Consider the following 26,267-nt stretch of genomic DNA (forward strand, 5'->3'; position numbering starts at 1 on the left):
TCTGTATGGTGAGCGCCGTGAGTGCGGCGCGCAAGACCCCGGCCCTGCGGCTTACGGCGTGGGGCGAGCCGCCCGCGCTCGCCGACGTCGACGTGCCCGAACCCACCGGGAGCGAGGTGCTGGTCCGCGTCGAGGCGGCCGGGATCTGCCATTCCGACCTGCACGTCCTCGACGCGGCGCCGGGCACCCTCCCCTACCGGCCGCCCTTCACCCTGGGCCACGAGATCGCCGGGCACGTCGTAGCGGGAGGCTCCGGCGTCACCATCGGCGACCGGGTCGCCGTGCACGGCCCCTGGGGCTGCGGCAGCTGCCGTCGGTGCGCGACCGGCGAGGACAACTACTGCGACCGGCGCGCCGAGCTGGCGTGGACCGGCGCGGGTCTCGGCCGCGACGGCGGGATGGCCGGCCACGTGCTGGTCCCGCACGTCCGTCACCTGGTCCCGATCGGCGACCTCGACGCCACCCAGGCGGCGCCGCTGACCGACGCCGGCCTGACGCCGTACCACGCGGTGGCCCGGTTGCGCCTGGGCGGCAACGCGTCCGTGGTGGTCGTCGGCGTCGGCGGGCTCGGGCACGTGGCGATCCAGATCCTGCGCGCGGTCACCCAGGCCCGCGTGCTCGCCGTCGACGTCCGCGAGGACGCCCTGTCCCTCGCCGACCGGTCGGGAGCCCACCGCACCCTGCTCGCGCGAGCCGACACCGAGACGGTCCTGCGTCGCGAGACCGGCGGCGCCGACGCGGTGCTCGACTTCGTCGGCAGCGACCCGACCCTGCGCCTCTCCGCGGGCATCCTGCGCCCGGGAGGCGACCTGGTGCTCGTCGGCAGCGGCGGCGGAAAGCTCACCGTCGGCAAGCCTGGCCCCCTCCCCCAGGGCGCGTCGGTGTCGCTCCCGTTCTGGGGCAGCAGCCGCGAGCTGGGCGAGGTGATCGCGCTGGCGAGGACGGGCGGAATCCGCGTGGAGACCGAACTCTTCCCCCTGACGGAAGCGGGCGAAGCGTTCAAGCGGCTGCGGGAGGGGCGCATCCAGGGCCGGGCGGTCCTCCTGCCCGGCTGACCGCGCGCTCGCTCAGCCGTCACCGCACTTCCTTCAGGAAGATCATCGGGTACCCTTGAATCAAGCAGCTGATTTAATTCGGTCCCGATCCCGCCGCACCCGGTCCCCCTCTGCCGCCGGCGGGCACCAGAAGGGAAGGCATGTCCCCCCACCCCGCATCCCCGGAACGCAAGCGCTTCACCCCCGACGAGCTCGGCTTCGATCCGGACGACCTGCGCCGGAAGTACCGGGCCGAGCGCGACCGGCGCCTCCGCCCGGACGGGGCCGCCCAGTACCGCCGGGCCGCCGGCGAATTCGGCTACTACGCCACCGATCCCTACACCGACCGCGTCGAGCGAGCCGGCGTACGGGACCGGGTCGAGGCGGTCGTCGTCGGCGCGGGCTTCGGCGGCCTGCTCACCGCCGCGCGGCTGCGCGAGGCCGGCGTCCAGGAGATCCGCATGGTCGACGAGGCGGGCGACTTCGGCGGCACCTGGTACTGGAACCGCTACCCCGGCATCCACTGCGACATCGAGTCCTACGAGTACCTGCCGCTGCTGGAGGAAGTCGGCTACGTGCCGAAATGGCGGTACGCGCCCGGCGAGGAGATCCGGCAGCACGCTATCGCCGTCGCGCGGCACTACGACCTCTACCGCGACACGCTGTTCCACACCCGCGTGACCGAGCTGCGCTGGGACGAGGACGCGTCCGGGTGGCAGGTGCGCACCGATCGCGGGGACGAGTTCCGCGCCCGGTACGTCGTGGTGTCCTCCGGCACGCTCACCCAGCCCAAGCTGCCGGGCATCCCCGGGATCGAGACCTTCCGCGGGCACACGTTCCACACCAGCCGCTGGGACTACGGCTACACCGGAGGCAGCCCCGACGGCGGCCTGGACCGCTTGGCGGACAAGAAGGTCGGCGTCGTCGGCACCGGCGCGACCGGCATCCAGGTCATCCCGCACCTCGGGCGCGACGCCGGACAGCTGTACGTCTTCCAGCGCACGCCGTCGTCGGTCGACGTGCGCGGCAACCGCCCCACAGACCCGGCGTGGGCCGCGTCCCTGCAGCCGGGCTGGCAGCGGGAGCGGATGGACAACTTCCTCACGATCGTCACCGGCGGGCACGCCGACGCCGATCTCGTCGGCGACGGCTGGACCAGCACCGGCCGGCTGCAACGCCAGATGCTCAGCGGCATCGTCGACACCGGCCTGCCGGTCGAGGACCGCGAATACTTCGACGAAATCGCGGACTTCCGGAAGATGAACGAAATCCGCGCCCGCGTCGACGAAGTCGTGACCGACCCGGCCACCGCCGAGCTGCTCAAGCCCTGGTACCGGTACATGTGCAAGCGGCCGACGTTCAGCGACTTCTACCTGCAGACGTTCAACCGCCCCAACGTCACGCTGGTCGACACCGCGGACTTCGGTGGTATCACCCGGATGACCGAGAACGCGGTCGTCGTCGGCGACCGCGAGTACGAAGTGGACTGCGTCGTCTTCGCCACCGGCTTCGAGGTCGGGATTTCCGGCATCCTCTCCGGCACGCTGCCGGTCTACGGCCGTGACGGGACGCCCCTGCTGCAGTCGTGGTCCCAGGGACCGAAGACGCTGCACGGCTTCTACAGCCACGGCTTCCCGAACCTGTTCCACCTCGGGTCGCTGCAGAACGCCACCGCCGTCAACTTCGCGCACATCCTCCAGGAACAGGCCACGCACATCGGCGCGGTCGTCGCCGAGGCCCGCAAACGCGACGCCCGGTACGTCGAGCCCACCGCCGGCGCCCAGGAGGCGTGGGTCGCCACCGTCCGCGCGAACGCCCGCGACACCTCCGCGTTCCTGACCGAGTGCACCCCCGGCTACTACAACAACGAAGGCAAACCGCGTCCGGCGGGCAATTCCTTCGCCCCGGGACCGATCGTCTTCCACGACCTGCTGCGCCGCTGGCGCACGGACGGCGGGATGGACGACGTCCTGGTCGGCGCGTGACCGGCTTCCGCGCCCGCCGGCTGACCCGGCCCACCTCGCTGCGCGGCTCGAACGGCGTCGCCTTCGGCCCGGACGGGCGGCTGTACGTGGCGCAGTTCCTGGCCGGCGAGATCAGCGCCGTCGACCTGGCCACCGGCGACGTCGAGGTGGTCGTGCCGGCCGGCGGGCCGGTGCAGGCGCCGGACGACCTCGCCTTCGGCGCCGACGGATCGATGTACATCACCGACCTCGTGCCCGGCCGCGTGTGGCGACGGCGTCCCGACACGACGTTCACCTTGGTCACCGACCAGGTCCGGCTGCCCAACGGGATCACCTGCGTCGGCGACCGCCTGTTCGTCAACGAGATGATCCCGGACGGCCGGCTGCTCGAACTGGGCGACGGCGAGGCGAAAGTACTCACCGGCGGCCTGGCCATGGGCAACGCCATGCAGCTCGGCCCGGACGGTGCCCTCTACTACCCGCACATGCTCACCGGCGAGGTCTTCCGGATCCCGCCCGACGGCGGCACTCCCGAGCTCGTCGCCGCCGAGGTCCACGAACCGGTCGCCGTCCGGTTCGACCAGGGCGGTGTGCTGCAGGTGCTTTCGCGCGGCGTGGCCGGCATCGTGACCCGCATCGATCTGTTCGGCACCGGCGACCGGACGCTGATCACCAGCGGGCTGCCCGGGCTGGACAACGCGGCCTTCGACACCGAGAACCGCATGTTCGTCTCCAGCTACGCCGGCGGGGGTATCACCGAGCTGCACCCCGACGGCCGGACCCGCGAGATCGCCCCGCGCGGATTCGCCGGCCCCTACGGCGTGACGGTGGATCTCGGCGGCACGGTGCACGTCGCCGATCACTACCGCATCGCCGAACCGCGACAGCCCGAGGACGACGTCACCACGACCGAGCTGCTCCCGTTCGCGCACGGCATCGCCGCCGACGGCGACCTGCTCCACCTGACTTCGCAGTACGGCCAGGTCCGGACCTACGACCGGACGACCCGGTCCGTGCGCACGCGAGCGAACGGCCTGGCCGAGCCCTCGGGCGTCGCCGTCCGCGCGGACGGCGCGCTCGTGGTCGCCGAGGCCGGCGCGGGCCGTGTCCTCACCATCGACGCCGAGGACACCGTCGGCGTGCTCGCCGCCGGCTTCGGCCGTCCGGTCGACGTCGCGGTGGACAGCGAAGGACGTTGGTACCTCAGCGACGAGGAGCGCGGCGCGGTGTACCGCCTCGACGGGGAAACCGCGGTCGTCCTGGCGGACGGCCTCGGCGCCCCACAGGGAATCACGGCCGGCGACGGCTGCCTGTACGTCGCGGAAACCGCGCGGGGCCGGCTCGTCGCGGTGGACCTGGTGACCGGTGACGTCCGCAAGGCAGCCGACCTGCCGACGAACTGTGACAACCGGGGCTTCGCCCCGGGCCGGGGGCTTCGCCACCCGGACCCCCGAAAAGCGAGTCCCGGGCGGACCGGCGACCTGCCCGCGTTGCACGCCCACGGCCTTCCCGGGGTCGCCCGGCCGTTCACCGGCCTGGCCACGGCGGCCGACGGCTCCCTCTACGCGGCCGCCGGCGGCACCGTCGTGCACCTGACTCCCGCGGGGAAACCGTGACCGCACCCGCACGCCGGCAGGTCCTCCAGGCCCTCAGCGGCCTGCTGCTCGCCCTGTTCGTCTCCACGCTGAGCAGCACCGTGGTTTCCACCGCGCCGGCCATCCTCGGCAGCCTCGCCGCCGGCACCGCGATGTACGGCGCCGCCGTCTTCCTCAGCCAGTACTTCCAGGTCAGCCGGGCCCGCACCCCGACAGAGGCCGGGCTGCTGACCATCCCGATGATGGCAGGCATCCTGGTTTCCTCCGTCGTCGCCGGACGCCGGATCAGCCGCACCGGCCGCCTCAAGCCGTTCCTCGTCACCGGCGCGGTCAGCCTGACGGCCGGGTTCGCCGGCCTGGGCCTCGTCGACGAGCGCACTCCCCTGCTCTTCATCGGCGTCGCGATGCTGCTGATCGGCATCGGAGTCGGCATGACCCTGCAGAACTTCGTGCTCGTCGTGCAGAACGCCGTTCCCCTGCGGGACATCGGCGCGGCCGGCGCCACCGTCTCCTTCTTCCGCTCCCTCGGCGGCACCATCGGCGTCGCCGTCCTCGGTGCGGTCCTGGCCCGACAGGTCGCGGACCGCACCGCGGCCGGCGACCCGCCACCGGTCGCCTACGGCGCCGCCACCGGGCACATCTTCGCCATCTCGGCCGGCGTCGCGCTGCTCGGCGTGCTCACCGCGGTCCTGCTCAAACCCGTGTCGCTGCGCGACAGCCTCGATTTGCCCGACGCCGCCAAAAAACCGGCGGACGTCACTTGACGTTGACACTGTGACAAGGTCTTCACTGCGGGGAGGAGGTGGTCACCATCAACCACGCATCGGACACGCAGCTGCTCGACGCGTTGAGCGCCGGGAACTCGTCGGCACGGCTCCAAGCGGCGCTCGCCCTGGGCATCCGGGCCGACCCGGGGCTCGCCGGCGCGGTCGTGGCCCGGTGCGCGCTCGAGCCCGACTTCTTCGTGCGCGACATGCTCACCTGGGCGTTGACCCGCCTCCCGGCGGACGTCGTCGTGCCCAGGCTCGTCACGGAACTCCGGTCCGGGCGGGCGCAGGCCCGCAGCCAGGCGCTGCACACGCTGTCCAAGATCGGGGACCGGACGGCGTGGCCCGCGATCACCCCGACACTGCTGCACGACCCCGACGACGAAGTCGCCCGAAGCGCGTGGCGTGCCGCCGTCGTGCTCGTGCCGCCCGGGGACAGCGCGGAACTGGCCGTGGAACTGGCACATCAGCTCGGCCGTGGCGACCCGGCCGTGCAGCTGAGCCTCAGCCGGGCCCTCGTCGCGCTCGGTGACGTGGCCGAGCCGGCCCTGCAGCCGGCACTGGCGAACCCGGACCCGGCCGTGCGCGCGCACGCCCGCGCCACCGAACGGCTCCTGCACGACCCGGACGCCGGTTTCGACCTGGCCGTCGACGAGGCGAAGCGGATCGTCGCGCTCGGCCCGGGCGCCGCGTGCTGATCGGGGAGGTGGCCCGCCGGTCCGGGGTGAGCACGCGGATGCTCCGGCATTACGACTCCCTCGGGCTGGTGCGGCCACCAGCCCACGCCGCCCGCCGGTGATCGGCAGCATTCGACCGTACGGCAGTGGCAGCGCGGACCTCGGCGCGCAACCGGCGACGCTCCTGAAACCGGGGAAACCATGCGACGATCACGGCCGTGAGCCCGCAGCAGTTCCGCGCCGTCATCGCCGCCGGTCCGCGCGACCGTGCGGTCATCGCCGTGCCCTTCGACCCGGACGAGACGTGGGGCGCCAAGGCCGACCATCCCGTGGGCGGCACGATCGAGGGCAGACGGGTCCGCGGGAGACTGTCCCCGACCGGCAGCGGGTGGCTGTTGACCGTCACGCCGATGTGGCTGCGCGACACCGGCGTCACCATCGGCACCGAGGTGACCGTCGAGCTGGCTCCGGAAGGCCCGCAGCGCGAAGACCTTGCCGACGACGTCGCCGCGGCGCTGGCCGGCAACCCGGCCGCGGCCGCGTTCTTCGACACGCTGGCGCAGTTCTACCGCAAGGCCTACCTCCGCTGGATCGACGCGACCACGCGCCGCCCGGATCTCCGCGCGGCTCGCATCGCCGAAGTAGTCGACCTGCTTGCGGCGCGCGTCAAACAGCGGCCACGGCCGTGACGGCTACCCACGCCGCGGCGCGGTTGTCCGGGTCGCCGCGGAGTTGTGCGTCGTCCTGCGGGAGATGGCGACACCGATCAGGCAGAGCGCGCCGCCGACGAGTCCGTATGCCGTGGGGATCTCGGCGAGCAGCAGCCACGACAACAGCACCGACGCGGCCGGAACGGCGTAGGTCACCGCTGACAGCCGGCCGGCGTCCATGCGGCGCAGCGCGTACGCCCACGCGGTGAACCCGATCGCCGTGGGAAACACGCCGAGGTAGACGGCGCTGAGCACGGCCGGCGCGGAAGCCGTCTGCAGCTCGCCGACCAGCTGCGGCGCCCAGGGCAGCAGGACCACGGTGGCGACGACACAGCCGAGCCAGATCGCGGTGAACCCGTCGACGTGGCGCAACGCGACCTTCTGGATCATGACGCCCGCGGCGTAGAGAGCGGCGGCCAGCAAGCACAGCAGGACGCCCGCCCAGTCGCGCTGAGTGGTAGCCGCCGTCGCGATGACCGCGGCGCCGCTCAGCGCGACGAGCGAGCCGACGATGAGCGATCGCGAGAAGCCTTCGCCGAGAAGCTTCCCGGCAGCGACGGCGACCAGCAGCGGCGCGAGGTTGACCAGCAAGGCCGCGGTCCCCGCGTCGACGTGGTGTTCCCCCGCGTTGAGGGCCACGGTGTAACCGGCCAGCCAGACCACGGCGTAAGCCGCGATCAGCAGGAACGCCTTGCGGGACAACCGGACGTGGACCGGCCGCCGGGCGGGCAGGAGCGCGGTGAGGGTGACAGCCGCGACGCCGAGCCGCAGCAACGCCAGCGGCCCGGGGGACAGCGCGTGCCCGATGCCGCGGATGGCGACGAAGGACGAAGCCCACAGCACCACCGCGAGCCCGGCGGCGGCCGCGATCTTGGCAAGGTCGGTTTTGCCGGCGCCGGCGGGCCGGGCGGTCTCGATCAGTGGGGTCACCCCCGTATCGTCACCCGCACCTCTGTACAGCACAAGCGACTAGTTCTGGACATCTGTTAAGCGTCTCTGTACATTTGCCTGATGCTGGACATCCCACGGCTCCGCGTCTGGCGCGCGGTGGTCGCCACGGGTTCGATCCGTGCGAGTGCCTCCTCGCTCGGCTACACACCGTCCGCGGTGAGCCAGCAGCTCGCCGCCCTGCAGCGGGAGACCGGGCTGCGGCTGTTCGAACGATCCGGTCGCGGCATCGAGCCCACCGCGGCCGGCCGGACCCTGGCCGCCGAGGCCGACACGCTGTTCGAGGCCTTCGGCCGGGTCGAGCGGGTGGTCGGCGACCTGCACGCCGGCCGGGTCGGCAGCCTGTCGATCGGCTACTTCGGCTCGGCCGGCGCGGCATGGCTGGCGCCGACCGTCGCGGCAATGCGGGCCGAGTTCCCCGACCTGCGGCTGGACCTGCTGCTGACCGAGTTCACCCCGGCCGACCCGGACGTCGACATCTTCGTGGAGGAAAACGGTTTCGAGCGCCCCGGCACCGTCGAGGTGCGCAGGCTCGCCGAGGATCCCTATCTCGCCGTCGTCCGCATTGACGACCCCCTCGCCGGGGTGCCGCAGGTACCGTTGACGGACCTCGCCCAGCGGCATTGGGTGGACAACGACCTCCGCGAAGGGCCGTGCCGCCAGGTGCTCCTCGACGCCTGCGCACAAGCCGGGTTCTCCCCGAGCTTCGTGGTGGAAACGCACGACTACCGAACCGCGATGGCCTTCGTGGCCACCGGAATCGGCCTGACCGTGGTGCCGGCGCTGGGCATCGGCGAGCTGCCCGAGGGCCTGACGACCGTCGCGCTGGTGGCTCCCACCCCGGTCCGGCACCTCAGTCTCGCGGTGAAGAAGTCGATCGCGCCGCACCCCGCGGCCCGGCGCGCCGTCGAGCTGCTGGAAGGCCTGGTGTGCGCGGGCGAATCCCGAGCAGGCTGACGGACGATCGCGCTGTCAGGGTCAGGTTCCGAGCACGGCCTGGATGTCCAGCTGGATGGTGATCTTGTCGCCGACGACGATCTTCTGGCCTTCGCCGGCCGCGGCGCCGACGCCGTAGTCCGATCGCCGGATCGTCGTGGTTGCCGAGATCCCGATCCGTTGCTCGCCCTGCAAGCCGGTCTCGTCGAGGCCGAGGAACTCGACTTCCATGGCGACATCACGCGTGATGCCGCGGATGGTCAGCTTTCCGGGCAGTTCGAGCCCCCCGTCGCGCACGATGAGGCCGGCACCCTCGAAGGTCAGGTCAGGATGGCGGCCGGCGTCGAAGAAGCCGGCCGATCGCAGGTCGTCGTCGCGCATGCGGTTTGCGGTGTTCACCGAGCCCATGGCGATCGTCGCGGTGGCGGAGCAGCCGGCCGGCTGTTCGGCGATCCTCAGGTGACCGGTGAATTCCTCGAAGGTTCCGCGGACCTTGCCCATCAGGTGGCGAACCGAGAACCCGACGGAACTGTGCGCCGGATCGATGGTCCAGGTGCCCACGGGAACGTGGGCGTCGAGGGCTTCGATTGTCAGGAATGCGGCAGTCATGGCTGTTCCCCTTCTCAACGGACGATTTCTCAACGGACGACGCGGTAACGCAGGTGTGTGGCGTTGCGGCCTTCGAGCCGCCGGACGAGTTCCAGTTCGACGTGGCCGAGTCCGGCCGGCTCGAACAACCGCCGTCCCCCACCCAGCAGCACGGGGACGAGGTGCAGCTCGAGTTCGTCGAGCTGACCCGCCGCGAGCAACGCCCGCGCCGCGCTCGCACCGTGGACCAGTACAGCCCGCTCCCCCGCCGCTTCCCGGGCCTCGTCGGCACACGCGTCGACGTCGGTGTAGAACTTCGCGCTGCCCGGTGGCTCGTCGGCCGGGTCGATGGTGTGGGTGAGCACGTGGATCGGCACGCCGTCGTGGTGGTCGCCTTGCCACCGCCCGGCGAGCTCGAACGTGCGGCGTCCGGATATCACGGCGCCGGTCGACGAGGCTTCGGCGTACACCTGCCCGTTGACCCCCTCGGACATCCGGTCGTCGAGCCAGTTGAACAGCCGCCCTCCGCCGCGGCCGAGTTCCTGGCCCGGCCGGTCGTCCGGCCCGGCGATGTACCCGTCGACCGACATCGACATGTACAGCCGCAATGGCGTCCTGTTCATCCTCAATCCCCTTCCTCTGGCCAGCCGACGGCGGTCGTGCCGCCGGTGTGGCGAAGCCGCTCTCACCCCTGCGTCGATCGCGCGGCGCCGGATTCGACAAGCGGGCCCGAGATTCCGTCCGGCAGCCGGCCGGCCGCTCCGGCCACACCGGACGGTGGCGGGGCGACTGCTACTTCCCGGACCTCGACCCCGGCGAACGCGGCACCCCCGGTCAGGTCGCCTTCCGCCCCAACGTGCCGGACCTGGACGAGCCCCAAGCGCCGTCACTCACCCGCGCCGCCGACCTCATCGAAGCCGGGCACGCCACCGCCCAAGAGAGCACACTCGTCCTGCTCGACCTGTGCCGAACCGGCCGGCGCGTGACGTGCCGATCCCGGCTCAGAGCCCCCACGCCTGCGCCACGCGCCCGGTCAGCTCCTCCTCGCTCATCGCGGGGTCGACCTCGATGGCGGGCAGTCCGAGGCGCTCGGTCTCGGCGAAGAGGCGGTCGGTGAACATCCGGTCACGCTCGAGCAGGTTGTGCCGGGCCAGTTCCGGATCGCCGGTCCGGTGCGGGATCGCCCAGCCGCGGCGATCGAACGCCGTCCGGCGGAACTCGGGGGTGGGCAAGAGCCACAGCGCGTGGCCAGGCTCGGCGAGCAGTGGCTTGACGAGGGCCGGCAGCAGCCGGAAGCCCTCGGCGATGACGCCGGTTTCCGCCGGCAACCGCACCAGGTCGTCGACGATCAGGCCAAAGCCCTCGCCCCGGAACCAGTGGAACGTCTCGAGCATGGTCTCGGGAGACCGGTCCACCCAGCGCTCGTCCATGCTCATGTTCAGGAATCTGGCCAGGTAGGGGGTGTCTTCCCGGGTGCTGCGGGCGGCGTGGTCCGCCATCGCCTCGTCGGTCGAGTACACGGACATGCCGCACCGGGCCGCGATCCGCCGGGCGACGGTCGACTTGCCCGCACCGCTGCCGCCGCCGATCCAGTACACGTGCCGCAGCCGGGTCCGCAGCGCGACAGCGGTCTCGTCACGTCGCATCAGGACCGGTGGCCGTCAGGTGGGCCCTGGCGCAGGGCGGCGGCCAGCCATTCCTGGACCGCCGCGGCCTTGTCCGGGTCCGGCTTCGGCGTGCCGTTGATCGTCGCGACCAGGGTGCCGTACCTGACGATCAGGTTCAGCCCGGTCATCTTGGCCCGCACCTCGGCCGGCTTGTCCCGGTCGAAGCCGGCCAGGGCGCGCCGGGACTTGCCGGCGTCGGGCTCCCCGGTCATGGCCGCGGCGAACTCGGCGTTGCGGGCCGCCATGCGCTCGGCGATGTCCCTCGCCTGGGGCGAATCCGCGGCAACGCCGGCCTGCTGCGCCGCCTGCGCCTCCAGGAAGAGCTGCCGATGCCGCTCGGCGCGCGCCATCATCTCCGGTGAGGCCATCAGCTTGCCCTGCTCGGTGCCGAAGATGCGGTGCAGGTGGTCGCGCAGCGCCGTGCGGAACCGTTCGTCCCGCACCAGGTCGGCCAGTTCGATCCAGGCTTCGAGCTGCTCGGCGGCCGGCTCCTCGGGCAGGTTCGGCCGCCGGCTCCGCAGCCGCTCGACGTAGCCGGGGTGGACGTCGAGGCCGTCGGTCACGAAGTCCCAGAACTCGGTGAGGAGCCGGTCGCGGTCGTCGTCGGACATCGACACGAGCTTGTGCATCAGGCTCACCTGTTCCGTCGTGGTGTGCTGCCGCACGATGGTGCGCAGCACCGCGCGGCGGGCGCGGAACTGCCGCAGCCGGTCCTCGACCAGCCGCAGGTGGGTGGCGGCCAGGTCCTGCAGGGTGGTCTCCGCGGCCAGCACCCGGCGGATGTCGTCGAGGCCGGCGCCGAGGTCACGCAGGGTACGCACGAGTTCCAGCCGGGCGATCGCGTGCACGTCGTACTGCCGGAAGCCGCCCTCGGTCAGGCCGGCGGGGGTGACGATGCCCTCGTCGGCGTAGAACCTGATCGCGCTCACGCTCAGGCCGGTGCGGCGGGCGACGTCCCCGATGAGGTAGAGCTCGTTCATACCGGCCACTATGAGATCTCAAGTGGCTCGAGAGTCAAGGGGCCGTCCCGTTTTCGCCGGACCGCCGTCGCCGGACGCGATCACCGCCAGGTCCGGCATCGACGGCGTGGCGGTGATCGCGTCCGGCTCGGCTTCGTCGCGGGAACTAGAGACCCATACTGGCGCCGAGCGTGTCCAGTGCCTTGGTGACCAGGGCCTGGGCATTGGCGTTCAGGTTGGCGTTGGTGCCGTTCACGACCCAGGACGGGCCGGAGAGGATCACCACGGTCACGCCGTTGTCAACGCCACCCGTGGTACCGCTGCTGGGGATGCCGAGCAGCGAGGCCGACTTCACCGACGCCTCGCCCAGTTCGCGGGAATCGTTGTCCGAGGTGGTCTGGTCGTTCCCGGTCTGCGTGTCGCCGAAGATCGCACCGATCACCTTGCTCTTGTAGAACATCAGCGCGAACTGCCGGCCCTTGATGCCGTGTTCCTTGTAGAAGAAGTGCGGGCACGGGGACTTGCGGTCGTAGCAGTCGTCGCCCAGCACGTAGAACGGCACGTGGTGCGCGGCCAGCTGCTTACCCTTGCTGTCCTGGAAAGTCGTCTGGCCCTGGTGATCGGGATCGGGATCGGGGTCGCTGCCGTCGTCGTCGACGGCCAGGCCGGAACTGTAGGCGTAGACGCCCGACGTCACCTGGTACACGTTCACGTTCTTGGCCCGCGTCATGGTGTTGATGTGGGGTTTGGAGTTGACCTTGTTCGCGGTCGTGCTGTTCTTCTTGACGGCCGCCAGCACCTGGGCGGCCGTGTACGTCGGAGCGGCCGTCGCGGCGTCGGCGGCATTGACAGCGAGCGGCGCGGTGAGCGCCAGAGCGGCGGCCACCACGGAGAAGCGCCTGCGGGATGACATGGCGGGGACCCTCCATCAATAGTTAGGAAAGTTGCCTAACATATGGAACCACTTGAACCCCCTGCCATGTAACAACTTTACGAAGATTTTAGGGAGATGTCCCGGCCTCCGGTGCATGCCTTTGCCGGACGACGACGCCTGGTGGGTGGAGCAGGCGGCGTGACTGCCCGGCCAGGACGTTAGGCCGCGTAGCGTGGCGTTGCACCCGGCAACAGTGCGACGGTCCGTTAGGATGCGGCGATGACCGAAGAACCGCAGAAGCCGAGCAGGCGTGAGCGGCTGCGAGCCCAGACGCTCCAGGAGATCGAGGAGAACTCGTTCGCGATCATCGACGCCGACGGCGTCCACGCGCTGTCGATCGCGGCACTGGCCCGGAGCATGGCGATGTCCGCGCCGGCGATCTACCGGTACTTCGCGTCACGGGACGCACTGGTGACCCATCTGATCACCCTGTCCTACCAACAGCTCACCGACGCCATGGCACAGGCGGTGCACGGCAGCAGGCGAGCACCCCGCGCGCGGATCGGGCTGCTGGTCACCGCCTACCGCGACTGGGCACTGCGGCATCCGCAGCGCTACGGGATGCTCTTCGGCGAACGCGGCGAGGACCTGCCCGCCGACGCCCCCGGGCCGACCCCGCTCGACCAGGCGATGGCGCTGCTGATCGACGTGCTGACCGCCGCCGGGGACGGCTCGCCGTCGGACGGCAGCAGTGGTGACCGGGCGCTCGACGGGCAGTTGAAGAAGTGGGCCCGGTCGCAGGAGCGGCCGGACACGAGCGCGCGGGTGGCCCGCGCGGCCATCGTCGTCTGGACGCGGGTGCACGGGATCGTCAGCCTCGAACTCACCGGCATGCTCGAGGCCCAGGGCATCGAGGCCCAGCGGCTGATCGACCTGGAGATCGACGACGCCGTCAGGTCACTCTCGACACCCGCGTAGGACCGGAACGCCCTCACCGGGCGGAACGGAACACGTGGTCGCCGGCGCCGACCCGGAAGGCGGCGTAGCCGTCCCGCATGCCTTCGAACCTGGCGTCCGGAGGTGCCTGGACGGCGCGGCCGTCCCGCGCGGGGACGAAGACCTCGGCTGTCGCACCGACGGGAACGCCGGCGCGCAGGGTGAACCGGCCGCGTTCGCGGGTCCAGGCCGAACTCACCTGGCCGAGCGGGGATTCGACGTGCGCGGACGCGTTCGTCAGATCGCCGACCGGGTAGGGCCGGATCTTGACCGCCGTGTAGCCCGGCGCCGCCGGCTGGATCCCCGCGACGCGCTGGTAGAGCCAGTCGTCGACGGTGCCGAGAAAGGCGTGGTCGTGCGAACGCGAGGTGGCTGGCCACTCCTCCCACATCGTGGTGGCGCCGAGAGCCGTGAACCAGTACCCCCAGCCGGGATACGTCGGATTCGTGGCCACCTGGTAGGCGAGGTCGCCGTAGCCGGCGTCGGTGAGCGCCGGGAGGATGAGCTTCGTTCCCAGCGCGCCGGTGTTCAGGTGGACCCCCCGTGTCTTGACGTCGTCGACGAGGTGGGCGACCACGGCCGGGCGGTCCGCCGCGGGGACGATGCCCAGGCTCAGCGGCAGCAGGTTCGAGGTCTGGCGGTAACCGGCGGAACGATCGTCGTAGTAGGCCCCGGACGCCTTGTCGAAGAACGTCGCGTTGAGCGCGTTCGCGATCGTGGCCGCCAGGGTTTCGAAGTGCTCGGCGTCGTTGTCGTGGCCGAGGGCACGCGCGATCCGGGCCATGGTCGTGGCGGTCTGGTGGAGGTAGGCGGTGCCGGCGAGGCGGGTGCCCTCGGGCGGGTACGCGGCACCGGGCGCGAGCCAGTCGCCGTAGCTGAAGCCCGCGTAGATGTTCCCGGTCTTGGCGATGTCCTGTTCGTAGTGGCCGAGCCAGGCCTTCATCGCGCCGTAGTTGTCGGCGAGCGGGCGGGTGTCGCCGTAGTACCAGTAGAGATCCCAGTTGATCAGGACGAAGCTCGCCGACCACACCGGGTCGGTGACCTTCTTGCCGCCCACGGTCGCGGGCACGGTCTGGCCGATCGTCCCGTCCGGGTTCTGGTCGTCCCGGTGCGCGCGCATCCAGTTCTCGTAAAAGTTCCGCATGTCGAAGTGGGCGATCGCGGAGTCGGCGGATAGCTGCGCGTCCGCGGTGTAGGGCCGCTTCTCGTACATCGGGGTGTCGGTCGGGACGGAGTGCAGGTTGTTCAGGATCGTGTTCGCCTCGGCGTCGTCGTAGCGGTTGAGCAGGGGGCTGGAGCTGGTGAAGCCGCCGGTGGTGGCGACCGCCGTGTGGACCCGCTCCGGAGTGACCGATTCGACGGTCACTCCCGGCGGTGCGGCGATCTGGACGTACCGGAAGCCCGCGTAGCTGTAGCTGGGCCGGTAGGTCTCCAGGCCGTCGCCCTTGAGGATGTACGTGTAGGACTGCAGCTGCATCCCGAAGCCGCCGGTGTTGTCGGCGGTGCCGTCCGGGCGCAGCTTCTCGCCGTAGGTGATCTTCACCTGGGCGCCGACGGGCCCGCGCACGGCGACCCGTGCCCAGCCTGCCGTGGTGGTGCCGACGTCGTAGACGCGCACTCCGTCGCTGGGCGTGGTGACCCCGGTGACCGGCAGCTTGCCGGTCACCTTGATGGGCGGGAACGCCTCGGCGCGGAGCGTGCCCGCTGGGGCGGATACGGCCACTGCCTGCCGCCAGCCGGTGTCGGCAAACCCCGGGCGGGTCCAGCCTGGCTGCTCCAGCCGCGCGTCGTAGGTCTCGCCGAACCAGAGCGACTCCGTGCGGGTGGGCCCGTCGGCGACCTTCCAGCCACTGCCGCTGGTGACCTGCTGGGTGCTGCCGTCCTGGTAGGTGATGTCGAGCTCGAGCTTCAGCTTCGGCTCGCTGTGCCAGGGCGAAGCCACCCATTCGTCGGGGTTCGTCATCGCGTAGTACCCGCGTCCCAGGCTCACGCCCACCGCGTTCCGGCCCGCTCGCAGGGCATCGGTGACGTCGTACGTCGCGTAGAGGGCGGTCTTGTCGTAGACGGTGAACGCCGGGTCGAGCTCGTGGTCGCCGATCCGGCCGCCATTGAGGTAGAGCTGGTAGTAGCCGAGCCCGGCGATGTACGCGCGAGCGGACCGGATCGGCTTTTCCGCGGTGAACTCCTTGCGCAGCAACGGTTCCGGTGGAGGCGGCGTGGTGACCGAGCTGCCCCACGGGCCGGCGCCGTACGGGGCCGCGACCAGCGCCTGCGGCCACGCTGTGTCGTCGAAGCCCGGCTGCTGCCAGCCGGCCGGGGCGGTGTCGGCGGATTTCCAGGCACCGTCGGTGACGAGGTCGAACGGGTCCCCCGCGCCTTCGACCCGGAGCTTGCCCAGGAACCCGGCCGGACCCGGCGTGGCGTTGGTCGCTTGGGCGGCGATCACGTTGCGGCCGGGACGCAGGGCGGCCGAGACGTCGACGACGGTCGCCGTCCGCCACGAATCGGCCACGGGTGGCGAGACGGCGACCTGCTGTCCGTTGAGGTACACGGTGAAGCTGTCGTCGGCGGTGAGATCGAGCCGGGCCGCGGTGAGCTGTTCGCCGGCGGGCAACTCGAACGTGCGCCGGAAGTACCGCGTCCCGGCCGGCGCCGAGTCGGCCGGATTGCCTCCGGGGTACCAGATCCAGCTCGCCCCGTCGAACGACGGCGGCGTCGACGGCGTCGGCGCGCCGATCCAATCACCCTGGAACTGGCCTGGCGCCAGGAACGCTGTCTCGAACCACGCCGGCTCACTCCACCGCGAAGCGCGCTGAGTGGCGTCCCAGACCTGGACCCGCCAGAAATAGCGAGTGCGCGCTCGCAGGGCGGGCCCGGCGTAGGTGACGTCGAAGGATTGTGACGACCGCACTTCGCCGCTGTCCCAGACGTTCGCCGGCCCGGTGCGTTCGGTCGACACGGCGATCCGGTACGCCGACTGGCGGGTGCTCCCCTTGGCGTTCAGGACCCAGCCCAGCCGCGGCCGGGCCACGTCGACGCCGAGCGGGTCGGCTTGGTGCTCGACCTGCAGCCCGCCGGCCTGGAGGCCTCCGACGGGAGCCGCCGGGTAGGCACCGGCGGGCGTCACCCCCAGGACCAGCAAGATCAGCGAGGCCGACGAAGCCGTCATCAGGCGCGAAACCATCGCGTACCTCTCTCCGTTGACAGGTCGGCGTCGCCACGACATGAATCGTTTCAACTCTGGCGGCGGACGACATAGTAGGCAGAACGACTTCCCGATGACAAGAGGCCGAACTGGTCCTTCGGCGCCGCGGAATGACAACCGGCGCCGACTGGACAACATCCCGGCCATTGCTTGACGAATGTGACCCGCGCCACGTACGGTATTTTGTTGAATCGTTTCAATAGGAATCGTTTCAATAGGTGGTCGATTCCCGTTCAAATCGAGCAAGGAGAAGCCGATGAGCGAGCGCGAAAGAACGGCCGGAAGCGATTCGACGTTGTCCCGGCGGCACGTGCTCGCGCTCGCGTCGGCCGCGGTGGTCATCGGAACGGCCGGGGGGTGGCCGGTGGCCGAGGCCGCGCCCGGACCTGGGGACCCGGCGAAGCGGTTCGCCGATCCGCGCCCGGACTCGCGGCCCACCGTGCTGTGGTTCTGGAACGGCACCGTCACCACGGACCTCGTGGCCGCCGGGTTGGCGGACCTGCGCGACAAGGGCATCCACGAAGTGCTGGTGTTCCCGTTCGACACCGCGGCGCTGAAACCGGCGTTCTTCACCGAGGACTGGTTCGCGCTCATCGAATTCACCCTGCGCGAGGCCCAGCGGCACGGCATGCACCTGTGGCTGTTCAACGACGACTACTTCCCGAGCGGCCGCGCCGGCGGGCTCGTCGTCGACGGCGGGAAGGTCGGCGACCGGAGCTACCAGCCGCGGCCGGACCTGCGTCTCAAGGGGGTGGGACACCAGGTCCTGACCGTCGACGGCGGCGTCCCGGTACCGCTGGTGAGCCGGGGGCTGTCGGTGTCGGACGGCCGGTTGCTGGTCGACGCCGCCGCCCGCGACGGCGTGACACTGCTGCGCGAGGGAGCCCAATGGCAGGACTACGACGTCGTGGCGAAGGTCCGGGTCGAAAGCGCCACGGCCGGGCTGATGGTCCGCAGCGCCGACGAGGGCAACGGCGTCCTCGCCGACCTGCGTTCCGACGGCGCGGTGGACATCTGGCAGCAGACCGGCGGGGCGTTCAGCCTCGTCCGGAGCGGTTCGCCGGTGCCGGGGTTCGACCCGGCCGCGGATCACGAGCTGGTGGTGCGCGTCCGGGGGACGACGTTGACGGTGTCGCTCGACGGCGCCGCCCAGGCCCCGGCCGACCTGCGGTACGCCACCGGCCGGGTCGGAGTGCGTGCGGTCGCGAGCCAGCGGTCGTCCTGGGACAGCTTGACCGTGCGCGATCCGGACGGCCGGGTGCTGTACGCCGGAACGTTCGACAGCGCGGCCGCGCTCGACGCCTTCGACCTGCCCGCGACCGGCCTGCCACTGGTCGCCGCGGCCGCCCGGCCGGACTCCTCGGCCGACCCCGCTTCGCTGGTGGACCTGACCGAGCAGGCCCGTGCGGGCGCCCCGTGGACGCCGCCCGCCGGACGCTGGCGGCTGGACCTGTTCACCGTCCGTCCGCTGAGCACCCCCACCGGTACCGGCCGCGCCTATCTGGACCTGCTGGACGACGAGGCCGTGCGCCTGTTCATGGACGCCGTGCCGGGCGAGTACGTGCGCAGGTTCCCGTGGGCGGCCGGCGCGGTCCTGCGCGGCTTCGCCGACGACGAGCCCTACCTGGCCTCGGCCGACGGACCGTTCAACACGGTGCCCTGGTCCCCCACGCTGGACGCGGAACTGCGCCGGCTCGGGACGTCACCGGGCATCGCGCTGACCGCGGTGCACGACACCGAGCTCGGCCCGGCGGGCCTCCGGCTGCGCGGAGTGTTCTGGCGCGCGGTGAGCAACCGGTTCGCGGCCGCGTACTACCGGAACCAAGGCCGCTGGATGGCCGGGCACGGCCTGAAGATGATTTCGAACCCGTTGTGGGACGAGTACGGTCCGGGCGAGCAGCTGCGCAGCTCCGGCAACCTGAACACCACCAACCAGTGGGCCCAGGTCCCGGGCACCGACCTGATCTTCGACCACTACCAGCGCGGCTACCACCGCACGCTGTCAAGGTGGCCGGCCAGCACCGCGCACCAGCTCGGACTGGAGCGGGTGTACCTGGAGGCGATGGGCGGCACCGGCTGGGCGGTCACGCCGGCACTGGTCCGCGAGGTGGTCGGGGCCTTCGCCGTGCGCGGGGTCAACCACACGCTGCTGCACGCGCGGTTCAGTGACGAGAACCAGATCGTCTACCCTCCCCCGTTCCAGCCGGCCAACCCCTGGTGGCCGGAGTCCACGCCGTTGAACGACTGGATCGGCCGGCTGATGGAAGCGTGCCGCGCACCCGCGAAGGCCCGCACGGCGCTGCTCCAGCCGCAACGCGCGGCCGAGTCCACACAGGACACTCCGGCGATGGCCGGCCTCGACACGGCGTTCCTGACCACCGCGCACGCGCTGGAGGACGTCCAGGTCGACTTCGACTTCCTCGACGAAGGCGCGCTCGACGCCGACCCCGCCCTGGTGACGCACGCCCGGCCGAGCGGGCCACGGCTGGTCGTGGGGCAGCAGGCGTACCGGATCGTGGTGGTCCCCCGGACGCCCGTCCTCGCGATCGGGTCGGTCCGCACCCTGCTCCGGTTCGTCCGCGGCGGAGGCACGGTGATCCTCATCGGCGAGCCGCCGAGTCACGAGGCCGGGGGGAACGACACAGGCCTGCGCACCGCGTTGAACGAGCTGTTCACCGCGCGCTCGGTGCTGCGGGTGGCCGACCCGGTGGCGGCCGCGGCCGCCGCGGCCGAAGCCGGTGGCGCGGCGGCGTCGCTGGAGCCAGGCCACGACGACGTCCGGGTGCTGCGCCTCGACGGCGACGGTGGCGCGACGTTCGTGGTGCTCAATGAGCGCGCCGTCGCGGTGGACCTCACCGCGACGTTCCCGGCGACCGGCGTGCCCGAGGTGTGGGACCCCGACACGGGCAGCGCGGCACCGGCGGGTGTGTGGCGGCGCGCGCCGTTCGGCGGCGAGCCCCGCGGAGGCACGGCGGTGGTGCTGCGGCTGGAGCCGAAAGCGGCGCTGCTGGTGGTGTTCCGCGCCGGGCCGGAACCCGCGCACGCGGTGTCCGCGTCGGCGCCGGTGGACCGCGTGCGGATCGACGGCCGGGCCGCGACCGCCACGGTGCGGGTCACCGGGCCGGGAACGGTCACGGTCACCGCGACCGACGGCGGACGCGCGTTCTCGGGCAGCGCGACGGTTTCCGATCCGCTCACGGCCGTCCCGCTCGGCGGCGACTGGGCGTTCCACTTCGATCGGGCAGGCGCGCCGGTCAGCACGCGCCCGCTCGGGTCCTGGACCGAACTGGACCCGGCGTACTCCGGGGCCGCTTGGTACGAAAGAGAATTCGACGTGACCGCGGCGACCTTGGCCGGTCGTCGGTGGACCCTCGATCTCGGCGAGATCCACGAGGTGGCCGAACTCGAGGTCAACGGCAAACCGATCGGGTCACGGCTGTGGCCGCCGTACCGGATCGAGGTGACCGGCGCCCTGCGGCCCGGCCGCAACCGGGTACGGGTGCGGGTCACCAACACCGGTGCCAACGCGCGCGGCCAAGTGGTCGCCTCCGGCCTGCTCGGTCCGGTGAACCTGCGACCCCACCGGCTCGTCGACGTGGCCTTGACCTCGCGTTAGGCACCGGCACGGCCACGGAGGACGTCGCGGCAGGAGCCCCCGTCATCAGGGCTAACCCTGATGACAAGGGGCTCGCGGACGACGAACCTGGCGATGTGGCCCACCGGATCGGCCGGCGCCGGTCCCGCCCGAGCGGAGGGGGAAGAACAGTGCCCTTGAACTCCTATGGCGTGCTTTCCGGCGCGGTGGTCGACACCCGGCGTGAAGGAACAACCGAAACGCCGCACTACCAGATAGAACTCGCCGCCGACGACGACGTTCACTATCGCGTCGCGGTGAACGTCGAATCCCAGGAAACGCCTTCCGAACTCCGTTATCGTGTGGTCGAAGATTTCCGGCACCCGATGACGGCGGCGTTGCCCGCGGGGTCCGGGTGGACCCCGTTGCCGTCCGGTCCGGGCGGTGCCAACCTCGACTTCATCCGGGGGAACCTGTTCGATCCGGCCACGCTCAGGGTGCTGCCGCCCGAGCTGACCGGCCCCGACAACGATCTCGCCGACCTGCTCGACCACTACGTCCTTCGGGCCCGGCACGACACGGACGTCCGGCTCTTCGCCTTCGGCCAGCGATGGGGCCCGGAGGCCGGAGTCCCGGACAAGGTCTTCGGTTTCGTGCCCGGCAACGGCGTTCACGACGTGCACATGAACCAGGGCAACAGCGAAGCGTTCCGTCGTGACGACGGCGTGTGGCAGGACGGTGGGCTGCTGCTCCACTTCGGCGCCGAGTCCCGCTGGGTCGCGATCTTCCTCGCGTTCCAGAGCCAGTCGTGGCACACCGACGACACGACCGGCCACGCGATCGGCGGCGCGCCCGGCCCGCGGGAGAAGATCCCGGTGCGCATCGTGGGGGCACTGGTCAACCCGGTCGGTCCCGCTCCCGAGGCCGAGCGGGTCACCTTGCTGAACGCGTCGCCGGCGGAGGTCGATCTCACCGGCTGGCGGCTGGCGGACCGGGCGAAGCACACGTGTGCGTTGCCCGCGACGCGGCTTGCCGCCGGGGCCACCCTCGTGGTGCCCACCACCGACGCGGTCCAGCTGGGCAACAACGGCGGTGCGATCACCTTGCTGGACGCCCAGGGGCTGAAGGTGCACGGCGTGTCGTACACGGGCGAGCAGAGTCACGACGAGGGCTGGACGCTGGTGTTCTGACCAGCCGGCCCGCGCGGGCCGCGATCGACGGCGGGGCTGTCCTCAGGGCCGGCCCTGAGCGCCCAGGTACGCCAGCACCGCCAGCACACGGCGATGGTCCGCGGGCTCCGGCCGCAGGTCCAGGCGCAGCAGGATGTGGCGGATGTGCGTCTCCACGGTCTTTTTCGTCAGCACGAGCCGTTCGCAGATCGCCTGGTTGGACCGCCCTTCCGCGATCAGCGACAGGATCTGGTGTTCACGCTCGCTGAGCCGGGCGAGCCGGCCGTCGGCCCGGCCGGGCCGGGTCAGCAGCCAGGCGATCTCCGGGTCCAGCCGGCAGCCGCCCGAGGCCACGTCCCGTGCCGCGTCGACGAAGGCGCCGATCCCGCAGACGCGCTCTTTCAGCAGGTAGCCGACGCCACGCGCGGACTCGCCGACGAGCATGCCGACCAGCCGGGTTTCGACGTGCTGGGAGAGCACGAGGACCCCGACATCGGGGTGGTCGCGCCGGATTTCGACGGCGGCGCGCAGGCCCTCGAGTTCGTGGGTCGGCGGCAACCGGATGTCGACGACCGCGAGGTCCGGCCGCACCCGCTCGACCGCGCTGTGGAGCGCCGCCACGTCACCCACCTGGGCACGGATGTCGAAGCCCGCGGTACGCAGCACCTCGGCCACCGCTTCCCGGAAGAGGACGGCGTCGTCGGCCAGCACGACACTGAACCCGCTCATGACCCACCGCCCTCGCACGACAGCCGACATACCGTGACTCGCGCGGCGGGCTCGCCGCGTTACCGCCGGTCAACGGGACCGGCCGCCGAAGACCCGCCGGAGCTCGCCGGCCGACAACCGCTCTTTCGGGAGTACGACAGCTCCGCCCGGATAGTCGCGCACTGAGCACAGCAGGGCCGGGATTCCGAGCCCGGACAGGGCCCGAACCACCGTGAACCCGTCGGTGTCGGGGAGCTGCACGTCCAGCAGCACGACGTCGGGACGCAGCGATCCGGCGACCCGGCCGCGCCCACCTACGCGCCGGCGAACCCGATCGCCGACGTCGAAGACCAGCTGAACATCAGCGTGTGACCCGGTCCGGCGCCGCCGCGTCCAGCGGGATCTCGGCCCACACGGCGGTGCCCCCGCCATGTCCACTGTGGATCGTCAGCCGCCCGTCGAGTGCGCGGACCCGTTCGGCCAGCCCGGCCAGACCGGACCCCCCGGTCATGGTTTCGCAGCCGGCACCGTCGTCTCGCACGGAGACGGTCAGCCGTCCGGCGTCGGCGACGAGGCAGACCCTGATCCGCGTCGCGCCCGCGTGCTTGAGCACGTTCGTGATCGCTTCGGCGACGACGAAATAGGCGGTCGCCGCCACCGCCGCCGGGAGCCCGGGCAGGTCCGCCGCGGACACCGACGCCGGCACCGGGCAGCGTTCGGCCAGCGAGGTGACGGCGGGAACCAGTCCCGCCTGGGTGAGGACCGCGGGGTGGATACCCCGGGCCAGGTCCCGAAGCTCGCCGATCGCCGTCTCGAGGCCTTCGGCCCCGGCGGCCAGCAACTGGGCCAGCGCGGGCTCGACGTGCCCTTCGAGCCGCTGCCGCGCCAGGCGCAACCCGATCGCCACGGCCACCAGCCGCTGCTGGGCCCCGTCGTGCAGGTCACGCTCCACCCGGCGGCGCTCGGCGTCGGCGAGCTCGACCAGCCGCACCCGGGACCGGCGGAACTCCGCGAGCTGCCCGTCGATCTCGTCGAGCAGGCGCAGCCGGTCGGCGACCATCCCGACGACCGTCCCCGCGGCCCGGATCACCCGTGGATCGTCCCACGTCGTGTCGCGGCTGAGGACCGCGGCGATCGGCCTGCCCTGGCATTCGGCCAGGACCACCGTCCGCTCCCCCGGCCCCGCGCTGCCGCCGGTATCCGGGAGACCGGGGTTCTGCGCCGGCGAATGCCAGCCCACCAGGCGCAGCGACGGATCACGCAGGACGCGGCCCAGCAGGACGCACAGCTCCGCCGGTGAACAGGGCTGCCGGACCGCGGCGAGCAGATCCGCGACGCCGCCCACGCGCGGCGCCATCCAGACGACGCCCGCCGCGAACGTCACCGGCCACAGGCAGAAGACGATCTTGTAGCAAGTCAGGACGCCGGCCTGGGCGGGGTGCCCGGAGCCGAGCGAACTGGCGACGGCGGACAAGGCCGCGCCGGCCAGCGCGACCGCGACGACGAGTCCGAGAGGCCGGCGCACGCCGGGCGTCCGGGCACTGAGCCGGCGGGCCAGCAGGAGGAGAAGGGCGACGCCGATGACCGCACCCGCCGGCTCCAGCGTCCTGCCGACGGCGTCACCGACCGCGGGCGCGTCCACGACCAGCAAGAGGTTTTCCGGCTTGCCGGGGAACCTCGCCGCCCAGTCCACGAAGGGCACTCCCGCGGCCGAGACACCGAAAGCCACCACGTAGGCACCGACTACGATTCCTTTCGCGATCCGGCTGTCCGGCCGTCCCGCCGGGAAGCTCGCCATCAGGTGGACGACCAGCGGGGCCGACGCGTGCGCGAGCAGCAGCCCGGCGGTGAACACCACGGCGTTCGGCGACAGCTGAAGATCCTCGGCGAAAAGCCCGAGTCCCACGAGGACCATCAGCAGGCCACTCCGGTTCGACGGCGCGCGCCGGTCGGCGATCAGCCCGGCGACCACGAAAGCCGTACCGGACAACGACGTCAGCAGGACGTCGGCCATCGGGTGCGTGCCGTCGCGCACCTCGAGGAGGACCGCGGCCGCGCCGAGCGCCGCCGCGGAACCGGCCAGGACGACGACGACGGCGCGATGACGGGTCACTCCACACCCCCCACCGCCCTCGAAGAACGCGATGCTGACGGCCGGTCAGTCGCCCGTCGGCGGGAACCCGTTACCACGTTCAGCCGATCGAACCAATCGACGGACGGCCCCGCTCGCGGTCGGCAACCGCCCGCAGCGCGCCCGCAGCCCAGACCTCGTCCGAGGGACGCTTTACGCGTATTCACCGGATTTCAGCGCGGCGAGCCCGCTCAGTCCTCCAGCCCGGCGTGCTCCAGGTCCAGCAGCCGCTGGATGCGCCGCCGCGTGCCGTCGGTGATCTCGCCCGCCTCGAACAGCCGCGTCAGCTCGGCCGCCTCGATGTCGATCAGCTCACGCCTCAGTGCGCGGTAGCCGGTCCCGCGCGCCAGGTCGCCGGCGTTGTCTTCGCCGTCGCCGCGGATGCGGTCCAGCCGCGCCTGCCAGCTCGCCCGCAGCTGGTCGACGACGAACGCCGCGGCGGACTCGGTCTCGGCCAGGTGGTCCAGGTGGCTCAGCCCGGCTTCGGCGAGCTTGCGGCGCGCGGTGCCGTACTCGGTCCGCAGGTCGGCCGGGTCGAGCGCGATACCGGCCCGCCGTACCAGCGGCGCCAGGGTGAAGCCCTGGACGACGAGCGTCAGCACGATCACCGCCGTCGTCAGCACCAGGACGAGGTCACGCGCGGGCAGCTCGGAACCGTCCATGGTGGCCACCGGCAGCGACAGCGCCGCCGCCAGCGGCACCACGCCCCGCGCCCCCGCCCACGAAACGACCGCGGGCACCTGCCACGACACCCGGCCGTCCCTCCGCCGTTGCCGCAGCACCGAAAGCACGAACACCAGCAGCAGCCGCGCCAGGACCAGCGTCGCCGCGATGGCGAGCGCCTGCAGCAGCCACCACGCCCCGCCACCCTCCACCCGGCGCACCAGGGCCGGCAGCTGCAGCCCGATCAGGCCGAACACGACGCTCTCCAGCAGGAACACCACGGTCTGGTACACCGCGCCGACCTGCAGCCGGATCCGCGCCGTCGTCAGCCGCTCGGCCTGGGTCCCGAGGATCACGCTCGCCACGACGACCGCCGTCACCCCCGATCCGCCGACCGACTCCGCGACCACATAGCCCGCGTACGGCGTGACCAGGGAGATCACCGTTTCCAGCATCGGGTCCTCGGTGCGCCGCCGGATGAGGAACGCGCCGAGCGCCGTCAGCACGCCGACCGCCACCCCGCCACCGGCGAGCAGCCCGAACTCCCCCAGCGTCCGGCCCCACGACGCGGCTCCCCCGGCGACGGCCAGGAAGAGCGCCACCCGGAACAGCAGCAGGCTGGTCGCGTCGTTGAACAGGCTCTCGGCCTGGATCAGCGCCTGCACCCGCGGCGGCAACGCCAGCCGCCGCGCCAGCGCCGTCACCGCGACCGGGTCGGTGCTCGCCAGCACCGCGCCGAGCACGAACGCCATCCCGACCGGCAACGGCGTCACCGCGACCGCGACCCCGATCACCGCCGCGGCCGACAGCAGCACCAGCCCGACCGACAGCACCGCGACCGGACGCGCAACGGCACGCAGGTCCCGCCACGGCAGCTCCTCCCCCGCCGCGAACAGCAGCGGCGGGAGCACGACCAGGCTGATCACCTCGGGCGTCACCTGCACGACCGGGACGCCGGGCAGCAGCCCCACGACGACCCCGACGACGACCAGCAGCGACGGCGCCGGAACACGCCACCGCCGGGCGAACGTGGCCACCACGGTCGCCACGACCACGAGGAACAGGACGGTTTCCACCCCGCGCATCAGCCGGTCCTTCCGAT

Annotated in this window: 19 protein-coding genes and 2 pseudogenes; 11 read left to right on the top strand and 10 right to left on the bottom strand. The window is 71.8% G+C overall.

From position 1 onward, the window contains the following. The first annotated feature begins 5 nt into the window (after nt 1–5). The 7 genes and pseudogenes from A3CE_RS0106095 (at nt 6) to A3CE_RS54815 (ending at nt 6,726) form a co-directional block, all read left to right on the top strand. Nucleotides 6–1,055, top strand: a complete 1,050-nt coding sequence (locus A3CE_RS0106095) for an NAD(P)-dependent alcohol dehydrogenase (protein WP_020639185.1) — start codon at nt 6–8, stop codon at nt 1,053–1,055. 140 nt (nt 1,056–1,195) lie between these two features. After that, entirely contained in the window at nt 1,196–3,019 is a 1,824-nt protein-coding gene (locus A3CE_RS0106100) for a flavin-containing monooxygenase (protein ID WP_020639186.1), read from the top strand. Further along, a complete protein-coding gene (locus A3CE_RS0106105) occupies nt 3,016–4,614 on the top strand; it encodes a Vgb family protein (protein WP_020639187.1) in 1,599 nt (532 codons plus the stop codon). Before A3CE_RS0106100 ends, A3CE_RS0106105 begins: the two co-directional genes overlap by 4 nt. A gap of 47 nt (nt 4,615–4,661) precedes the next feature. Further along, a pseudogene (locus A3CE_RS50250) lies at nt 4,662–5,357 on the top strand (MFS transporter); the annotation flags it as partial. A gap of 38 nt (nt 5,358–5,395) precedes the next feature. Then, nucleotides 5,396–6,058 carry a HEAT repeat domain-containing protein gene (locus tag A3CE_RS0106115; RefSeq protein ID WP_020639189.1) on the top strand — a complete coding sequence of 221 codons (663 nt, stop codon included), beginning with the start codon at nt 5,396–5,398 and terminating at the stop codon, nt 6,056–6,058. Continuing rightward, nucleotides 6,052–6,135: pseudogene (locus tag A3CE_RS54810) on the top strand (MerR family DNA-binding transcriptional regulator); the annotation flags it as partial. The gene A3CE_RS0106115 and the pseudogene A3CE_RS54810, both read left to right, overlap by 7 nt. Before the next feature lie 120 nt (nt 6,136–6,255). After that, on the top strand, nt 6,256–6,726 hold the full coding sequence (locus A3CE_RS54815; RefSeq protein WP_020639190.1) for a YdeI/OmpD-associated family protein: 471 nt from the start codon (nt 6,256–6,258) through the stop codon (nt 6,724–6,726). A 3-nt stretch (nt 6,727–6,729) separates the two neighbouring features. Here A3CE_RS54815 and A3CE_RS0106130 read toward each other — a convergent pair whose 3' ends face one another. Then, the gene (locus A3CE_RS0106130; protein ID WP_020639191.1) at nt 6,730–7,677 is read right to left on the bottom strand and encodes a DMT family transporter; all 948 of its coding nucleotides are present in this window, start codon (nt 7,675–7,677) and stop codon (nt 6,730–6,732) included. An 81-nt stretch (nt 7,678–7,758) separates the two neighbouring features. Between A3CE_RS0106130 and A3CE_RS0106135 the strand changes: the two genes are divergently transcribed. Further along, nucleotides 7,759–8,652, top strand: a complete 894-nt coding sequence (locus tag A3CE_RS0106135) for a LysR family transcriptional regulator (protein ID WP_020639192.1) — start codon at nt 7,759–7,761, stop codon at nt 8,650–8,652. Between the two features lie 21 nt (nt 8,653–8,673). Here the strand turns inward: A3CE_RS0106135 and A3CE_RS0106140 are convergent, their stop codons facing one another. From A3CE_RS0106140 to A3CE_RS0106160, 5 genes are all read right to left on the bottom strand, one after another. Then, on the bottom strand, nt 8,674–9,240 hold the full coding sequence (locus tag A3CE_RS0106140; RefSeq protein ID WP_020639193.1) for a YceI family protein: 567 nt from the start codon (nt 9,238–9,240) through the stop codon (nt 8,674–8,676). 29 nt (nt 9,241–9,269) lie between these two features. Next, nucleotides 9,270–9,842, bottom strand: coding sequence for a dihydrofolate reductase family protein (locus tag A3CE_RS0106145; RefSeq protein WP_026468208.1), 573 nt, complete (start codon nt 9,840–9,842; stop codon nt 9,270–9,272). Nucleotides 9,843–10,220: 378 nt separating this feature from the next. Continuing rightward, complete coding sequence (locus A3CE_RS0106150; RefSeq protein ID WP_020639195.1) at nt 10,221–10,865, bottom strand: AAA family ATPase; 645 nt, start codon at nt 10,863–10,865, stop codon at nt 10,221–10,223. Next, the gene (locus tag A3CE_RS0106155) at nt 10,865–11,866 is read right to left on the bottom strand and encodes a MerR family transcriptional regulator (protein ID WP_020639196.1); all 1,002 of its coding nucleotides are present in this window, start codon (nt 11,864–11,866) and stop codon (nt 10,865–10,867) included. The genes A3CE_RS0106150 and A3CE_RS0106155 overlap by 1 nt, the downstream gene beginning before the upstream one ends. Nucleotides 11,867–12,011: 145 nt before the next feature. Further along, nucleotides 12,012–12,758, bottom strand: a complete 747-nt coding sequence (locus A3CE_RS0106160; protein WP_125591514.1) for a glycoside hydrolase family 75 protein — start codon at nt 12,756–12,758, stop codon at nt 12,012–12,014. Nucleotides 12,759–12,998: 240 nt separating this feature from the next. Between A3CE_RS0106160 and A3CE_RS0106165 the strand changes: the two genes are divergently transcribed. After that, complete coding sequence (locus A3CE_RS0106165) at nt 12,999–13,697, top strand: TetR/AcrR family transcriptional regulator (RefSeq protein WP_020639198.1); 699 nt, start codon at nt 12,999–13,001, stop codon at nt 13,695–13,697. Nucleotides 13,698–13,710: 13 nt separating this feature from the next. Here A3CE_RS0106165 and A3CE_RS0106170 read toward each other — a convergent pair whose 3' ends face one another. Continuing rightward, a complete protein-coding gene (locus A3CE_RS0106170; protein ID WP_020639199.1) occupies nt 13,711–16,899 on the bottom strand; it encodes a family 78 glycoside hydrolase catalytic domain in 3,189 nt (1,062 codons plus the stop codon). A 277-nt stretch (nt 16,900–17,176) separates the two neighbouring features. Here A3CE_RS0106170 and A3CE_RS0106175 point away from each other — a divergent pair, with 277 nt between their 5' ends. Together A3CE_RS0106175 and A3CE_RS0106180 are read left to right on the top strand one after the other, a co-directional pair. Continuing rightward, entirely contained in the window at nt 17,177–20,536 is a 3,360-nt protein-coding gene (locus A3CE_RS0106175) for a glycosylhydrolase-like jelly roll fold domain-containing protein (protein ID WP_020639200.1), read from the top strand. Nucleotides 20,537–20,685: 149 nt separating this feature from the next. After that, nucleotides 20,686–21,684 (top strand): DUF2278 family protein, encoded by a 999-nt coding sequence (locus A3CE_RS0106180; RefSeq protein ID WP_026468209.1) that lies wholly within the window; start codon nt 20,686–20,688, stop codon nt 21,682–21,684. Nucleotides 21,685–21,726: 42 nt separating this feature from the next. Here A3CE_RS0106180 and A3CE_RS0106185 read toward each other — a convergent pair whose 3' ends face one another. The 3 genes from A3CE_RS0106185 to A3CE_RS0106200 all read right to left on the bottom strand — a co-directional run bounded on the left by A3CE_RS0106185 (nt 21,727) and on the right by A3CE_RS0106200 (nt 26,250). Further along, entirely contained in the window at nt 21,727–22,392 is a 666-nt protein-coding gene (locus A3CE_RS0106185; protein ID WP_020639202.1) for a LuxR C-terminal-related transcriptional regulator, read from the bottom strand. Nucleotides 22,393–22,732: 340 nt separating this feature from the next. Further along, nucleotides 22,733–24,484 carry a sensor histidine kinase gene (locus A3CE_RS0106195; RefSeq protein ID WP_020639204.1) on the bottom strand — a complete coding sequence of 584 codons (1,752 nt, stop codon included), beginning with the start codon at nt 24,482–24,484 and terminating at the stop codon, nt 22,733–22,735. 209 nt (nt 24,485–24,693) lie between these two features. Then, entirely contained in the window at nt 24,694–26,250 is a 1,557-nt protein-coding gene (locus A3CE_RS0106200; RefSeq protein WP_020639205.1) for a Na+/H+ antiporter, read from the bottom strand. Between the last annotated feature and the right edge of the window lie 17 nt (nt 26,251–26,267).

Source organism: Amycolatopsis balhimycina FH 1894, from assembly GCF_000384295.1.
Taxonomy (GTDB): Bacteria; Actinomycetota; Actinomycetes; order Mycobacteriales; family Pseudonocardiaceae; genus Amycolatopsis; species Amycolatopsis balhimycina.

Coding starts and splice junctions, on each gene's coding strand:
- A3CE_RS0106150 (WP_020639195.1), bottom strand. CDS start 10,865: ATGCGACGTGACGAGACCGCTGTCGCGCTGCGGACCCGGCTGCGGCAC.
- A3CE_RS0106185 (WP_020639202.1), bottom strand. CDS start 22,392: ATGAGCGGGTTCAGTGTCGTGCTGGCCGACGACGCCGTCCTCTTCCGG.
- A3CE_RS0106165 (WP_020639198.1), top strand. CDS start 12,999: ATGACCGAAGAACCGCAGAAGCCGAGCAGGCGTGAGCGGCTGCGAGCC.
- A3CE_RS0106095 (WP_020639185.1), top strand. CDS start 6: ATGGTGAGCGCCGTGAGTGCGGCGCGCAAGACCCCGGCCCTGCGGCTT.
- A3CE_RS0106160 (WP_125591514.1), bottom strand. CDS start 12,758: ATGTCATCCCGCAGGCGCTTCTCCGTGGTGGCCGCCGCTCTGGCGCTC.
- A3CE_RS0106175 (WP_020639200.1), top strand. CDS start 17,177: ATGAGCGAGCGCGAAAGAACGGCCGGAAGCGATTCGACGTTGTCCCGG.
- A3CE_RS0106135 (WP_020639192.1), top strand. CDS start 7,759: ATGCTGGACATCCCACGGCTCCGCGTCTGGCGCGCGGTGGTCGCCACG.
- A3CE_RS0106200 (WP_020639205.1), bottom strand. CDS start 26,250: ATGCGCGGGGTGGAAACCGTCCTGTTCCTCGTGGTCGTGGCGACCGTG.
- A3CE_RS0106145 (WP_026468208.1), bottom strand. CDS start 9,842: ATGAACAGGACGCCATTGCGGCTGTACATGTCGATGTCGGTCGACGGG.
- A3CE_RS0106170 (WP_020639199.1), bottom strand. CDS start 16,899: ATGGTTTCGCGCCTGATGACGGCTTCGTCGGCCTCGCTGATCTTGCTG.
- A3CE_RS0106140 (WP_020639193.1), bottom strand. CDS start 9,240: ATGACTGCCGCATTCCTGACAATCGAAGCCCTCGACGCCCACGTTCCC.
- A3CE_RS0106100 (WP_020639186.1), top strand. CDS start 1,196: ATGTCCCCCCACCCCGCATCCCCGGAACGCAAGCGCTTCACCCCCGAC.
- A3CE_RS0106155 (WP_020639196.1), bottom strand. CDS start 11,866: ATGAACGAGCTCTACCTCATCGGGGACGTCGCCCGCCGCACCGGCCTG.